General features: G+C 71.6%; 12 protein-coding genes. 6 read left to right on the top strand and 6 right to left on the bottom strand.

Going from position 1 to position 13,400, the window contains the following annotated elements; translation table 11 throughout:
* Positions 1 to 6 precede the first annotated feature (6 nt).
* Positions 7 to 1,371: a VWA domain-containing protein gene (locus ACIQPR_RS39895; protein WP_403659276.1), complete on the bottom strand. Its 1,365-nt coding sequence runs from the start codon at positions 1,369 to 1,371 to the stop codon at positions 7 to 9.
* Positions 1,368 to 2,225 carry an AAA family ATPase gene (locus tag ACIQPR_RS39890; protein ID WP_403659273.1) on the bottom strand — a complete coding sequence of 286 codons (858 nt, stop codon included), beginning with the start codon at positions 2,223 to 2,225 and terminating at the stop codon, positions 1,368 to 1,370. Before ACIQPR_RS39890 ends, ACIQPR_RS39895 begins: the two co-directional genes overlap by 4 nt.
* A 218-nt stretch (positions 2,226 to 2,443) precedes the next feature.
* Here ACIQPR_RS39890 and ACIQPR_RS39885 point away from each other — a divergent pair, with 218 nt between their 5' ends.
* The 5 genes from ACIQPR_RS39885 (at position 2,444) to ACIQPR_RS39865 (ending at position 6,095) form a co-directional block, all read left to right on the top strand.
* Positions 2,444 to 3,016 (top strand): TetR/AcrR family transcriptional regulator, encoded by a 573-nt coding sequence (locus tag ACIQPR_RS39885; RefSeq protein WP_403659270.1) that lies wholly within the window; start codon positions 2,444 to 2,446, stop codon positions 3,014 to 3,016.
* Between the two features lie 175 nt (positions 3,017 to 3,191).
* Positions 3,192 to 3,872: an ABC transporter permease gene (locus ACIQPR_RS39880; protein WP_403659267.1), complete on the top strand. Its 681-nt coding sequence runs from the start codon at positions 3,192 to 3,194 to the stop codon at positions 3,870 to 3,872.
* The gene (locus ACIQPR_RS39875) at positions 3,869 to 4,540 is read left to right on the top strand and encodes an ABC transporter permease (RefSeq protein WP_403659264.1); all 672 of its coding nucleotides are present in this window, start codon (positions 3,869 to 3,871) and stop codon (positions 4,538 to 4,540) included. Before ACIQPR_RS39880 ends, ACIQPR_RS39875 begins: the two co-directional genes overlap by 4 nt.
* Positions 4,537 to 5,475, top strand: coding sequence for an ABC transporter substrate-binding protein (locus ACIQPR_RS39870; RefSeq protein ID WP_403659257.1), 939 nt, complete (start codon positions 4,537 to 4,539; stop codon positions 5,473 to 5,475). Before ACIQPR_RS39875 ends, ACIQPR_RS39870 begins: the two co-directional genes overlap by 4 nt.
* 107 nt (positions 5,476 to 5,582) lie before the next feature.
* Positions 5,583 to 6,095: a hypothetical protein gene (locus tag ACIQPR_RS39865; RefSeq protein ID WP_403659254.1), complete on the top strand. Its 513-nt coding sequence runs from the start codon at positions 5,583 to 5,585 to the stop codon at positions 6,093 to 6,095.
* 15 nt (positions 6,096 to 6,110) lie between these two features.
* Here ACIQPR_RS39865 and ACIQPR_RS39860 read toward each other — a convergent pair whose 3' ends face one another.
* Positions 6,111 to 7,265: a betaine/proline/choline family ABC transporter ATP-binding protein gene (locus ACIQPR_RS39860; protein WP_403659251.1), complete on the bottom strand. Its 1,155-nt coding sequence runs from the start codon at positions 7,263 to 7,265 to the stop codon at positions 6,111 to 6,113.
* Positions 7,266 to 7,466: 201 nt separating this feature from the next.
* Here ACIQPR_RS39860 and ACIQPR_RS39855 point away from each other — a divergent pair, with 201 nt between their 5' ends.
* On the top strand, positions 7,467 to 10,472 hold the full coding sequence (locus ACIQPR_RS39855) for a family 78 glycoside hydrolase catalytic domain (RefSeq protein WP_403659248.1): 3,006 nt from the start codon (positions 7,467 to 7,469) through the stop codon (positions 10,470 to 10,472).
* Here ACIQPR_RS39855 and ACIQPR_RS39850 read toward each other — a convergent pair.
* Genes ACIQPR_RS39850 through ACIQPR_RS39840 form a run of 3 tightly spaced genes read right to left on the bottom strand, consistent with a single transcriptional unit; the run spans position 10,445 to position 13,370 of the window.
* Positions 10,445 to 11,134 (bottom strand): lactate utilization protein C, encoded by a 690-nt coding sequence (locus ACIQPR_RS39850; protein ID WP_403659245.1) that lies wholly within the window; start codon positions 11,132 to 11,134, stop codon positions 10,445 to 10,447. The two genes, ACIQPR_RS39855 and ACIQPR_RS39850, sit on opposite strands and share 28 nt — an antisense overlap.
* Positions 11,131 to 12,618 carry a LutB/LldF family L-lactate oxidation iron-sulfur protein gene (locus ACIQPR_RS39845; RefSeq protein ID WP_403659242.1) on the bottom strand — a complete coding sequence of 496 codons (1,488 nt, stop codon included), beginning with the start codon at positions 12,616 to 12,618 and terminating at the stop codon, positions 11,131 to 11,133. Before ACIQPR_RS39845 ends, ACIQPR_RS39850 begins: the two co-directional genes overlap by 4 nt.
* Entirely contained in the window at positions 12,615 to 13,370 is a 756-nt protein-coding gene (locus tag ACIQPR_RS39840) for a (Fe-S)-binding protein (RefSeq protein ID WP_403659669.1), read from the bottom strand. Before ACIQPR_RS39840 ends, ACIQPR_RS39845 begins: the two co-directional genes overlap by 4 nt.
* Positions 13,371 to 13,400 lie beyond the last annotated feature (30 nt).

Below are 13,400 nucleotides of genomic sequence, written 5' to 3'. Positions count from 1 at the left end.
GCCCGGTCAGATCGGCAGCAACCGGCCCACCAGCGCGCTGAGTTGCTTCGCGTTGCGGCACTCGTGCATCTCGACCAGCTCCGCGTAACCGGGTGCGGCCGAGTCGCCGGTGCCCCACTGGGAGCGCTGCTCGGGGTTCAACCAGTAGACGCGACGGGCCCGTTGGGCGATGTACCGGACGGCCGGGAGATTCGGGTCGCTCATGTTGGTGCGGGCGTCACCGAGGACGAACACGGTCGTGCGCGGGCCGACCGCGTCGCCGTAGCGCTCGGCGAACTCGCCCAGGGCGACGCCGTAGTCGCTGCTTCCGTGCCAGCCGGTGAGGGTGGCCTCGGCGCGGATGCGGGCGCCGAGGCCCTCGGGATCGGCGGCGCCGTGCGCGAGCAGCGGCGTCACCTCGTCGAGGCGGTTGACGAAGGCGAAGACGCGGACCTTGCTGAACTGGTCGTGCAGCGCCTGCACCAGCAGCATCGTGAAGTCGGAGAAACCCGACACCGAGCCCGACACATCGCACAGCAGCACCAGTTCGGGCCGGACCGGCCGGCGTCTGCGCAGCACCGGCCGCATCGGCACCCCGCCCGTGGACAGTGAACCGCGCAGGGTGCGCCGGAGGTCGACGGTGCCCCGCGAGGCGCGCCGCCGCCGGGCCGCGAGCCGGGTGGCCAGTTTCCGGGCCAGCGGCTGAACGGCCCTGCGCAGTTCGGCCAGTTGGGCCCGGCCCGCGAACAGGAAGTCGACCCGGTCGGCGGTCGGCGCCACCGCCCGCCGGGCGATCACGTCCCGGCCGCGCCGCTCGGCGACCCGGCGCCGCGCCTCCGCGGCGACCTGCCGCCGGAACCCCTCGATCCGCTGCCGGATCTCGTCGTCCAGCAGCCGGTCGGTGAACCCGGCGTCGCCGCCCCCGGCCCGGACGCTCGTGCGCACCCGGGCCAGCAACGTCTGCGGTCGCAGCCACTCCAGGGTCTGGTGCGAGGACCAGCCGTCCGTGGTGGGGGAGTTGCCGTAGCCGCCGAAACCGTCGACCGCCTCCGCCGCCAACTGCCCCATCAGAGCTTGGTCGTTGGCCGCGAGCGCCGCCGCGAGCCGGTCGCGCAGGTCGTCGCGGCCGGCGGCCTCGCCCCGGGGCGCTCCGATGCCGCGCGGGAAGTAGAGGTCGAAGACCGGGTCGAACACCGGGCGCACCGCGGTCCCGTGCAGCAGGGTCGCGGCCAGCCCCTCGCGCAGCAGCTCCCGGTCCGCGAACCCGAGCGCCTCCATGGCCAGCGCCGCGTCCACCGTCTCGCCGGTCCCGATCCGCAGACCGTGCGCGCGCAGCGCGGCGACGAGGCCCGTGAGCCGCTCGGTGACATCGGTGGTCTCCGCGGCGGTCACACCGCGTCCAGGTCGAGCTTCGCCGCCGCCCTGAGGATGTCGTCCTGGTGCTTGAGGAGCACCCCGAGGGTGTCCCGTACGAGCGTCTCGTCGAGCGTGTCGGCGCCGAGGGCCAGGAGGGTGCGGGCCCAGTCGATGGTCTCGGCCACCGACGGCACCTTCCGCAGCTCCATCTCCCGCAGCGCCCCAACCACCCGGACCACCGACCCGGCCAGCGTCTCGCCGAGCCCGGGCACCTTCAGCCGTACGATCCGGCGCTCCAACTCCTCGTCGGGGAAGCCGATATGGAGGAACAGGCAGCGGCGGCGCAGGGCCTCGGAGAGTTCGCGGCTCGCGTTCGAGGTGAGGACCACGAACGGGCGGCGGGCCGCGGTGATCGTGCCCAGCTCCGGGACGGTGACCTGGAAGTCGCTGAGCACCTCCAGCAGCAGCCCCTCCACCTCGACGTCCGCCTTGTCGGTCTCGTCGATCAGCAGGACCTTGGGGTCGTCGCCGCGGATCGCCGTGAGCAGCGGGCGGGGGAGCAGGAACTCCTCGCTGAAGATGTCGGTGCGGGTCTCGTCCCAGCTCTCGTCGCGGCCCGCGCTGATGCGCAGCAGCTGCTTGGCGTGGTTCCACTCGTACAGCGCCCGGGACTCGTCGACGCCCTCGTAGCACTGGAGCCGGACCAGCCGGGCCCCGGCGACCTCGGCGACGGCCTTCGCCAGCTCGGTCTTGCCGACACCGGCCGGGCCCTCGACGAGCAGCGGTTTGCCGAGGCGGTCGGCGAGGAACACGGTCGTGGCGACCGCGGGCGAGGCCAGATAGCCGGTCTCGGCGAGGCGCGCGGAGACTTCGTCGACGGAACGGAACAACGGGGCCTCCGGCGGATCGAGGGCGGTGCTTCGAGAGCGGTGTTTCGACAGCGGTGCTTCAAGGGCGGTGCTCAGAGGAGATCGGGACAACGGCGCGTCGACATCCAGTCGGCTGTCTAAGCGCTTGTTCAGCTCCACTGTCACCCTTCGCCCGGCCGCCGCGCAAGCCTGTACACCGATCGGTTTCCTCCTGGCCTCCGGCGCGGTAGCCTCGGAGTATGGCCACGACAGACAAGGCGTCCCCCCGAGACCGGCTGCTCGACGCGGCGGCCGAGCTCTTCTACCACGACGGTGTCTCCATCGGCGTCGAGGCGCTGTGCCGGACCGCCGGAGTCTCGAAACGGTCGATGTACCAGCTCTTCGACAGCAAGGACGAGGTCCTGGCCGCGAGCCTGGAGCGCCGTGCCCCCGGCTACGCGGCGCGGCTCATCCCCGGCCCGGACGACGCCGGTACGCCCCGCGAGCGCATCCTGTACGTCTTCGAGCAGGCGGAGCGGGCCTCCACCGAGCCCGCGTACATGGGCTGCCCGTTTCTCGCCGCACTGGTCGAGCTGAAGGACCCCGACCATCCGGCCAGTGTGGTAGCGCGTACGGCCAAGGAGTCCTTGCAGGACGCCTTCCGTGCCCAGGCAGAGCTGGGCGGCGCACAGGATCCCGCCCTGCTGGCCCGCCAGTTGATGCTGGTCTTCGACGGCGCGAGCGCCCGCGCCGGCACCAAGGTGGAGACGCTGGACGACGGTCTGACCACCCGGACCGTGACGGTCCTGCTCGACGCGGCGGGCGTGCGGTAGACGCGCGCCGGGGACGCCCGCGGCGGACGTGCGGCCGGGACGGCCGAAGTGCGCGTACGGCAGCGGCGGTTGCCGCAGCCGATGCCCCTGACCCCGCCGTGCCGTCGGCGGACTCGTCCCCCCGTACGGGTCACCTCGACGAGCCGACCCGGGGCCCACCGGATGCAATGGTGAGGTGACCGCGCCCCCGGACGACTGCCTCGCCCGCAACGAGTGGATCTGCGGCGAGTACCTGAGCACCCGTCGCCACATCCTCCTCGACGCGGTCGGCCAGCACCTCCAGCTGACCGCGGTCTCGGTGCTGATCGGCCTGGCCGTCGCGCTGCCCCTCGCGGTGGCGGCCCGCCGCTGGGGCTGGGCCGCCGGCCCGGTGCTCGCCGTGACGACGATCCTCTACACCATTCCGTCCCTGGCGATGTTCTCGCTGCTCCTGCCCGTCTACGGCCTCTCGGCCACCCTCGTCGTGGCGGGGCTGGTGCTCTACTCGCTCACCCTGCTCGTCCGCAACATCCTCGCGGGCCTGCGCGCCGTACCCGAGGAGACCCGACAGGCCGCACGCGGCATGGGCTACGGCCCGATCCGCCTCCTCCTCACCGTCGAACTGCCGCTCGCGCTCCCCGCCGCGATGGCCGGACTGCGCATCGCCACCGTCTCGGCCGTCTCGCTGGTGACGGTCGGGGCGATCGTCGGCTTCGGCGGGCTCGGCAATCTGATCTACGCGGGCATGAACACCTACTTCAAGGCGCAGGTCCTCACCGCGTCCGTGCTGTGCGTGGTGATCGCGATCGTCGCCGACCTGCTCCTGCTGCTCGTGCAACGCCTGATCACCCCCTGGACCAGGGCGGTACGCGGATGAACACCCTCACCGACGCCTGGCACTGGCTCACCGACTCCGCGCACTGGTCGGGCGACGACGGCATCTGGCACCGGCTCGCGCAGCACCTCGTCCTCACCGTCGTGTGCCTGGTCGTCAGCTGTCTGATCGCGCTGCCGGTCGCGCTCGTCCTCGGCCACCTCGGCAAGGGCGGCGCGCTCGCCGTCAACATCTCCAACATCGGCCGCGCGGTACCCACCTTCGCCGTCCTGGTCCTGCTGCTCCTGACCCCGATCGGCGACTGGGGCGAGGGACCCACGGTCGTCGCCCTCGTCCTGTTCGCCGTACCGCCGCTGCTCACCAACGCCTACGTCGGCATGCGCGAGGTCGACCGCGACGTGGTGCGGGCCGCGCGCGGCATGGGAATGACGGGACGCCAGCAGCTGTTCCGCGTCGAACTGCCGCTCGCAATGCCGCTGTTGATGAACGGCGTGCGGATCGCGGCCGTCCAGCTCGTCGCGACCGCCACCATCGCCGCCCTGGCCGGTGGCGGCGGACTCGGCCGCATCATCACCGCCGGCTTCAACCTCGCCAATACCGCGCAGGTGGTCGCCGGAGCCGTCCTGGTCGCGGTGTTCGCGCTGCTCGTCGAGGGCGTCTTCGAGGTCGCCGAGCGACTGGCACCGCGCTGGGCGAGGGGAGCGCGATGAGGCGGCACATCGTCACGTCCGTACTGCTCCTGGCCGCCACCGGCTGCTCGACCGGCCCCTCCCTGGAGAACAAGGGCGCCGTCACCGCACCACCCGGCGACAGCCACCACCTCACCATCGGCTCGGCCGGATTCACCGAGAGCGACCTGCTCGCCCAGATGTACGCGCTGCTCCTGAACCAGGCCGGCTACCGGACGTCCCTGCTCACCGTCGCCAACCGCGAACTCTACGAACCCGCCCTGGAATCGGGGCAGATCGACGTCGTGCCCGAGTACGCGGCCACCTTCGCCGACTGGCTCAACGCCAAGACCAACGGCCCCGACGCGCCGGCCGTCGGCTCACCCGACCTCGCCACCACGATGAAGGCACTGCGCGGACTCGCCACCCCGCGCGGGCTGACCGTCCTCGACCCCGGGAAGGCCGTCGACCAGAACGCCTTCGCGGTCGCCCGCTCCTACGCCCGCGAGCACCACCTCAAGACCCTCAGCGACCTGGGCGCCTCCGGACTGGAGGTACGGCTCGCAGCGGGCGACGAGTGCGTCCAACGGCCCTACTGCGAACCGGGGTTGAAGAAGACCTACGGCATCGACATCACCGCCGTCGACCCCAAGGGCGTCGGTACCACCCAGGCCAAGAGCGCGGTGCGCGGCGGCCAGGACCAGATGGTGCTGACCACGACCACCGACGCCACCCTCGACGAGTTCGGCCTCGTCCTGCTCACCGACGACAAGCACCTGCAGAACGCCGACTACATCGTCCCGGTCGTCAACCGCTCCCGCGCGGGGAGCCCCGGCGTGACCAAGGCGCTGGGGAAGCTCAACGACGTCCTCACCACGGCCGACCTGGCGTCGATGAACCAACAGGTCGACAGCTGGCGGCGGTTGGCGCAGGACGTGGCACGGACGTATCTGAAGGAGAAGGGCCTGCTGACGTGAGGTCCGGGGGGATTGTCAGTGGCGGGTTGTAGCTTTCGGGCATGGGCGTATACCTGGTTGATGTCGGTGCGGAGGAATGGCTGAGTGAGGACACCGGGGAAGGGGGGATGGGAGCGATCGCCAAGGGGCTCGACGCGGAGCTGGCCCGGCGCGGGCTGCCGCCGTACACGGGCGTGCCGGAGCGGGACTCCGGATCGGGGTTCGAGGAGAAACTGAGCCCGTCCATGATCGGGTTCGACGCGCTGTGCCGCAGTCGGCTGACGCCGGCGGAGCGTGATCTGATCGGCGACTGGTCGGTGCTGGTGCCGGTCTCGCTCGACGAGGAGATACGCCTGCCGATCGGCTCCGCCTACACGGACGAGACGGTGATCGTGGGCGCGCCCCAGATCCTCGCCCTCGCCGAGCGGCTGGCCGAGGCCCTCGAACTGCCCGCCGAGATACCGGACGAGCCCGGGAACCTCGCTCTGACCTTCTGGTTCCTGGAGGGCGAGGCGGAGGAGTTCGCCGCCGCCCGGCCGGGGCGGTGGGCCGAGGATCTGGACACCGCCTTCTATGTGGCGCTGTACCTGCGCGCGGCCCAGCACTGCCTGCGGCGAGGCTGTCCCCTCACCTTCAGCTGAGCCGCCGGGCGGCCCTCAGGCGTCCGCCACCGAGTCGAAGTCCACCTGTCCGCGCGGCACTCCGAGGGCGTCCGCGTCCACGGACCGGCGCAGCGCCTCGTGCAGCTTCGCCGGAGTCAGCACACCGAGGAAGCGCGCCCCGTCCAGCACGGCGACCCACCCGGCGTCGTGCTGGAGCATCACCCCGAAGGCCTGCTTCAGCGGGGCGCCCACCGGTACCCACGCGTTCATCCGGTGCGCGAGTGCGCCGACCGTGCCGCCGGCCGCGAGTTCCTCGGCCTTGACCCAGCCGTGCAGTTCACCCTGCTCGTCGAGGACCACGGCCCACCGCGCGCCGTCGGCCCGCAGCCGCCCGGCCGCCGTCCGCGCGTCTTCGTCGACCCGGGCGACCGGCGGCTGCTCCAGGTCGTCGGGCTCGATCGCGGTGACGGACAGCCGCTTCAGACCCCGGTCCGCGCCCACGAACGACGCGACATACGGCGTCGCGGGCCTGCCCAGCACCGCGCCGGGAGTGTCGTACTGCTCGATCCGCCCCTGCCCGTACACGGCGATGCGGTCACCGAGCCGTACCGCCTCCTCGATGTCGTGCGTGACCAGCAGCACCGTCTTGCGCACGGCGGCCTGCATCCGCAGGAACTCGTCCTGCAACTGCTCGCGCACCACGGGGTCGACCGCGCCGAACGGCTCGTCCATCAGCAGCACCGGCGGATCGGCGGCCAGCGCCCGCGCCACCCCGACCCGTTGCCGCTGACCGCCCGACAACTGCTCCGGGTAGCGCGACCCGTACGTCTTGGGGTCCAGGCCCACCAGATCGAGCAGTTCGGCGGCGCGGGCCCGCGCCCTGGCCCGCTTCCAGCCGACCAGCGACGGCACGGTCGCCGTGTTGTCGAGGACCGTGCGGTGCGGGAAGAGCCCCACCTGCTGGATGACGTAGCCGATCCGGCGGCGCAGTCGCACCGGGTCGACGGAGGCGATGTCCTCGCCGTCGACGAGGATCCGGCCGGAGGTGGGCTCGATGAGGCGGTTGACCATCATCATGGTCGTCGTCTTGCCGCAGCCGGACGGGCCCACGAGCGTGACGAGTTCACCCTCGGACACCTCGAAGGACAGCCCGTCCACGGCCGTCGTACCGTCCGGATACCGCTTGCTGACCTGCTCGAACCGGATCATGACCTCACGCTAACGGCGTCGGTCCGCCACCGCCCATCAACGGGGGCCTACCGGCTGGTGAGGCGACTCCTCCCGCTCTGAAATGTTTCAAATCTCGCACTGTCCAGGAGATGGACATGCTCCCCCGGCCCCACTAATTTCGACCGTCGGACGCACTGAACCGATACAACTCCACCGCTCGGCGGGCCGAAGGGACAGGGCATGAACGACGGAGTCGCCGTTTCCGGCACCACGGTGTCGGGCCTCACGGTGGAGCACCGCACCGACCCGCTCGGTGTCGACGCGGAACACCCGAGGTTCGGGTGGCGCACACGGTCCGCGGCCCGCGGCCGGCGTCAGACGGCGTACCGCCTCCGGGTCGCCACCTCGGCCCGCCGGCTGACCGACGACACGGCCGACGTCTGGGACACCGGCCGCGTCGACTCGGCGGACTCGGTCGCGGTCCGGTACGCGGGCCCCGCACTCCACGCCTCGACCCGCTACCACTGGACGGTCACGGTCTGGGACGAGCGGGGCGAAGCGGTCACCGCCGCCACCGCCGCCCACTTCGAGACCGGTCTGCGCAGCACCGACGGAGTCACCGGCTGGGACGGCGCGCGATGGATCACCATGGCCGGCAAGCGGCCGAACAGCGCGGGCGCGCCCCTGCTGCGCCGCCAGAGCGCGCTGCGTGGCGAGCGGGTGAGCGAAGCCCGGCTGTACGTGTCGGCGCTCGGCGTGTACGAGGTCCACGTCAACGGCGCACGGGTCGCGGTGCCGCACGGCGAGGGCACGACCCACGAGTTCCTGACCCCTGGCTGGACCGACTACGAGAGCACCGTCGACTACTTCACCTACGACGTCACCGACCTGCTGACGGACCCGGCGCAGGTCACCCTCGCGGCCGTGCTAGGCAACGGCTGGTACAACGGGCGCGTCTCCGAGAACAGCTCCTACTACGCGGCCGACGGCAACCCCCTGGCACTCAAGGCCAAGCTCCTCGTCCGCTACGCCGACGGCTCCGGCCAGACGATCGTCACCGCGCCCGACGAGGACTGGCGGGCCACCGACACCGGCCCGTACCGCGCCGACGACATCTACGACGGCCAGACCTACGACGCCCGCCGGGAACTCCCGGGCTGGACGGCGAACGGCTTCGACACCACCGGCTGGGCCGCGGTCCAGGAACACGACCACCCTTTTCCGGAAGCCCGGTTGGTGGCCCATTCCGGCGAGAGCGCCCGCCTGGTGCCGGGATGGGACCGCGAAGCCCGCTCCGTCACCGTGTACACCGCGGTGACCGGCCAGGAGGACAGCGCGAACGGCCGGGGCCGGATCGTCGTCGACCCCGCCCGCACGGTCACCGACCCCGGCCCCGCGGCCACCGCCTCCGTCACCCTGCGCCCCGGCGACACCGCCGTCGTCGACCTCGGCCAGAACCTCGTCGGCGTACCCCGCTACACCGTGCGCGGCCCGGCGGGCGCCCAAGTCGTCTGCGCACCGGGGGAGTTCCTCAACGACGACAGCGCCGGCGCCGACGGACCCGCCGGCTCCGTCTACCGCGCCAACCTGCGCACCGCCCGCGCCACCAGCACCTACATCCTCAAGGGCGACCCCGCCGGCGAGACCCACCAGGACTCACTGACCTTCTACGGCTTCCGCTACGTCTCGGTCACCGCGACCGACACCGTCACCCTCACCGCACTCACGGGGCGGGTCGCCACCTCCGCCCTGCGCGACATCGGCTCCGTCACCACCGACGACACCGAGGTCAACCAGCTGATCAGCAACGTCCGTTGGGGCCAGCGCGGCAACTACCTGTGGGTGCCCACCGACTGCCCCCAGCGCGACGAACGCCTCGGCTGGACCGGCGACACCCAGCTCTTCGCCAACACCGGTCTCTACAACGCCGATTCGGTCACCTTCCTCAGCCACTTCCAGGACACGCTGATCGACGCCCAGCGCGGCTACGGCGCGGACGGCGCCCAGTTCCCCTGGGCCGCCCCCGGCAACCGCTACAACCAGCCGCTCCCGGCCGGCGGTTGGGCGGACTGCGGAGTGGTCGTGCCCTGGACGGTGTGGCAGATGACCGGCGACACCACGATCATCGACCGCAGCTGGGCCGCGATGACCAAGTACGTCGACTGGATCCGCGACCGCACCGGCGACACCTGGGCCGGCCAGGGCGCGATCTTCGGCGACTGGCTCGCCTTCCAGATCACCAGCACCCAACTCGTCAGCGACGCCTACTACGGCTACAGCGCCCGCCTGATGGCCGACATGGCCCACGCCACCGGCCGCACCGCCGAAGCCGCCGCCCACGAAGCGCTCTTCACCCGCATCAAGCGCGCCTTCATCACCAAGTACCTTGCCACCGACCCCGGTTCGGGCCTGGTCACGCTCCGCTCCAGCCTCGGCGAGCCACCGCCGTTCACACCCGGCAACAGCACCGGCAAGACCGAGGACGACACCCAGACCGCCCTGCTGTGGACCCTCAAACTCGGCTTCTACGACACACCGGACCAGCGCCGCCAACTGGTCGCCCTGCTCGCCGACAACATCGGCAACAGCGAGGCCTACAAGGCGGCCCACCCCGACAGCACCCGCGTCCAGTACGCCGAGAACACGCTCGCCGTGGGCTTCCTCGGCGTGCACGTCATCGCCCCCGTCCTCACCGACGAGGGTCGCGTCGACCTGGCGTACCGGCTCCTCCACCAGAACGCGATGCCGTCCTGGCTCTACTCGGTGGCCAACGGCGCCACCACCGTCTGGGAGCGCTGGAACTCCTACTCCCAGGAGGACGGCTTCGGCCCTGTCGACATGAACTCCTTCAACCACTACTCCTACGGCGCGATCATGGAGTGGATGTACGAGAGCATGGCCGGCATCGCCAAGGACCCGGCCCACCCGGGCTTCCGCCACTTCTTCCTCCGGCCGCACCTCGACCCCACCGGCAGGATCACCCGGGTGACCGGCTCGTATCTGTCGCCCTACGGCGAGATCGTCAGCGAATGGAGCGTGCGGGAGCGGGAGTTGACGTACCGGGCGGCCGTCCCCGCCAACAGCACGGCGACCCTGCGCATCCCCGCCGCCGACCCGTCCGCCGTCCGCGAGCACGGCACGCCCCTGGCCGAGGCGCCGGGCGTGCGGCTCCTCGGCTTCGCGGACGGCACCGCCTCCTTCGAACTCCCCTCGGGGAGCTACCAGTTGACCTCCGCGCTGGACTGACCGCCGACCAGGACCACCTCCAGGGTGCGCGGACCGTGCACCCCCTCGACCCGGTCCAGCTCGATGTCGCTGGTCGCCGACGGACCGGAGATCCAGGTGAGCGGGCGGGTGGGATCCAGGCGCCGGAGCGCCTGGGGCACCGAGGAGACCACCTGGTCCGGTACCCGTACGACACAGATGTGGTGGTCGGGGACGAGCGTGATCCGGCGGCGGCCCTGGTCCGGGCCGCCGTCCAGGACGATGGTGCCGGTCTCGGCGGCGGCCACCGCGCACGCGGTGACCACACTGTCGACCCGGTCCAGCTCGAGCGGAGTGCTCTCGGCCCGGTCCGCGATCCGCTCCGCGTCGACCGCCGTGAGCCAGGACGGGTCGAGCCCCGGCGGCACCACGACCGTCCGGGCACCGCGCTCCGACAGCAACCGCCCGATGACGGCGGCGAGTTCGGCCTCCGCGCAGCGGTGCACGACGGCCCGGTAGTCCGCCAGGTTCTCGGCCAGCAGCTCGACCGTCTGCTCGACGGTCCGGTTCCCGTGCTCGGTCAGATAGTCCCGCCGGACCGCCCGCTCGTACTGGAGGTCACTCCCCGGCGGGAAAGTGCCGTCCTCGCGCACATCCGTGAGCGCGCGCCGCACCCGGCCCAGGATCCGTTCCCTGCTGCTCACTTGGCCGTGTCCTTTCCGCCGTGCGTGCGCTGCCACCAGTCGCGGAACGGCTCCGCGGGCACGGCCGGCAGCTCCCGGGTACCGCTCCACGCCCGGCCGGGTCCGGGCAGCGACCGGGGATGGAAGCGCCGGGTGCGGGAGGCGAGCCGCTGCCCGGTGCGCAGGGCGCCGGGGTGCGCGAGGGTCCAGCGGGCCGCCCGCATGGCGGCCCGCTCGGCGGCATGCCCCTTCGCGGGCCGCAGCACCACCTTGTTGCCCTCACGGGTCACCGGCCCGCCCTCCACGACCCGCTCCCGCAGATGCACCAGCACCTCGGGGATGTCGATGGCCACCGGGCAGACCTCGTAGCAGGCCCCGCACAGCGACGAGGCGTACGGCAGCGAGGCGTCGATCTCGCTTGCCGTGCCCCGGAGTTGGGGGCTGAGGATCGCACCGATCGGGCCCGGGTAGACCGAGCCGTAGGCGTGGCCCCCGGCCCGCTCGTACACCGGGCAGACGTTGAGACAGGCCGAGCAGCGGATGCAGCGCAGGGCCTGGCGGCCGACCTCGTCGGCGAGGGTGTCGCTGCGTCCGTTGTCGAGCAGCACCAGATGGAAGACGCGCGGGCCGTCGCCCTCGGTGGTGCCCGTCCAGGTGCTGGTGTACGGGTTCATGCGCTCGGCGGTCGAGGAGCGGGGGAGGGTCTGGAGGAACACCTCCAGGTCCTGCCAGGCGGGCACGGTCTTCTCGATGCCGACGACCGAGATCAGCGTCTCGGGCAGCGTGAGGCACATCCGGCCGTTGCCCTCGGACTCGACGACGACCATCGTGCCGGTGTCGGCGACCATGAAGTTCGCGCCGGAGACGCCCACCTTGGCGCGCAGGAACTTCTCGCGCAGGTGCAGACGGGCGGCCTCGGCGAGTTCGGCGGGCGTGTCCGTCAGACCCTCCGGAGCCGGGCGGCCCCACTCGCTCATCTCGCGGCTGAAGATCTCCCGGATCTCGCCGCGGTTGCGGTGGATCGCGGGGACCAGGATGTGCGAGGGCCGGTCCTTGCCCAACTGCACGATCAGTTCGGCGAGATCGGTCTCGTAGGCGCGGATGCCCGCTGCCTCCAAGGCCTCGTTGAGCCCGATCTCCTGCGTGGCCATCGACTTGACCTTGACGACCTCCGACTCGCCCGTCTCCTGGACCAGTCGGACGACGATCCGGTTGGCCTCCTCGGCGTCGGCGGCCCAGTGCACGACACCCCCGGCCGCCGTCACCGACTCCTCCAACCGCTCCAGATAGTGGTCGAGATGGCGCAGTGTGTGGTCCTTGATCTGCTTGCCGGCCTCGCGCAGTTCGGCCCAGTCGGACACCTCCGCCACGGCCTTAGCGCGTTTGGCGCGGATCGTGTGGGTGGCGTGCCGCAGATTGCCGCGCAGGGTCTGGTTGCCGACCGCCTCGTGCGCGGCCACGGGGAAGGCCGGGAAGGCGGGCATACCGACGAACGTGCCGCTCATGAGCGTGAGTCCTCCTCCGTGGCGGCCAGGATCTCGGCGATGTGCACCGGCCGCATGCCGGTGCGCAGCCGGGCCATGGTGCCGCCGATGTGCATGAGACAGGAGTTGTCCGCGGCGCACAGCACCTCCGCTCCCGTCGACCGGGCGTTGCGCACCTTGTCGGCACCCATCGCCGCCGAGACGTCGGCGTTCTTCACGGCGAACGTCCCGCCGAAGCCGCAGCACTCCTCCGCACCGGGCAGCTCCACCAACTCCAGCCCCTTGACTGCCTGGAGGAGTCTGAGCGGCCGGTCGCCGAGCCCCAGGCCGCGCAGCCCGTGGCAGGTGGGGTGGTAGGTCACCCGGTGCGGATAGCAGGCGCCCACGTCCGTCACCCCGAGCACGTCCACGAGGAACTCGGTCAGCTCGTAGGTCTTCGGCACGACCGGCGCCAGCGTGGCCGCGAGGGCGTCGCCGCGTCCCTCCGCACGGGCCCTTTCGCCCATCCGCGGATACAGCTCCCGCACCATCGCCCCGCACGACCCGGACGGCGTGACGATCGCCTCGTACTCCCCGAAGACATCGGAGAAATGCCGGGCGAGCGGTTCGGCCTCATGGCGGTAGCCGGTGTTGTAGTGCGCCTGCCCGCAGCAGGTCTGCGCCATCGGGAAGTCGACGTCGACGCCCAGTCTGGTCAGCAGTTTCACCACGGCGCGCCCGGTGTCCGGATACAGCGTGTCGTTGACGCAGGTCAGGAACAGGGCGACACGCATCGCGGCTCCTTTGTGGTCGATCATCGGATG

The sequence above is a fragment of the Streptomyces sp. NPDC091280 genome (assembly GCF_044768565.1).
Taxonomy (GTDB): Bacteria; Actinomycetota; Actinomycetes; order Streptomycetales; family Streptomycetaceae; genus Streptomyces.
This window is presented reverse-complemented; position numbering and strand designations above follow the sequence as displayed.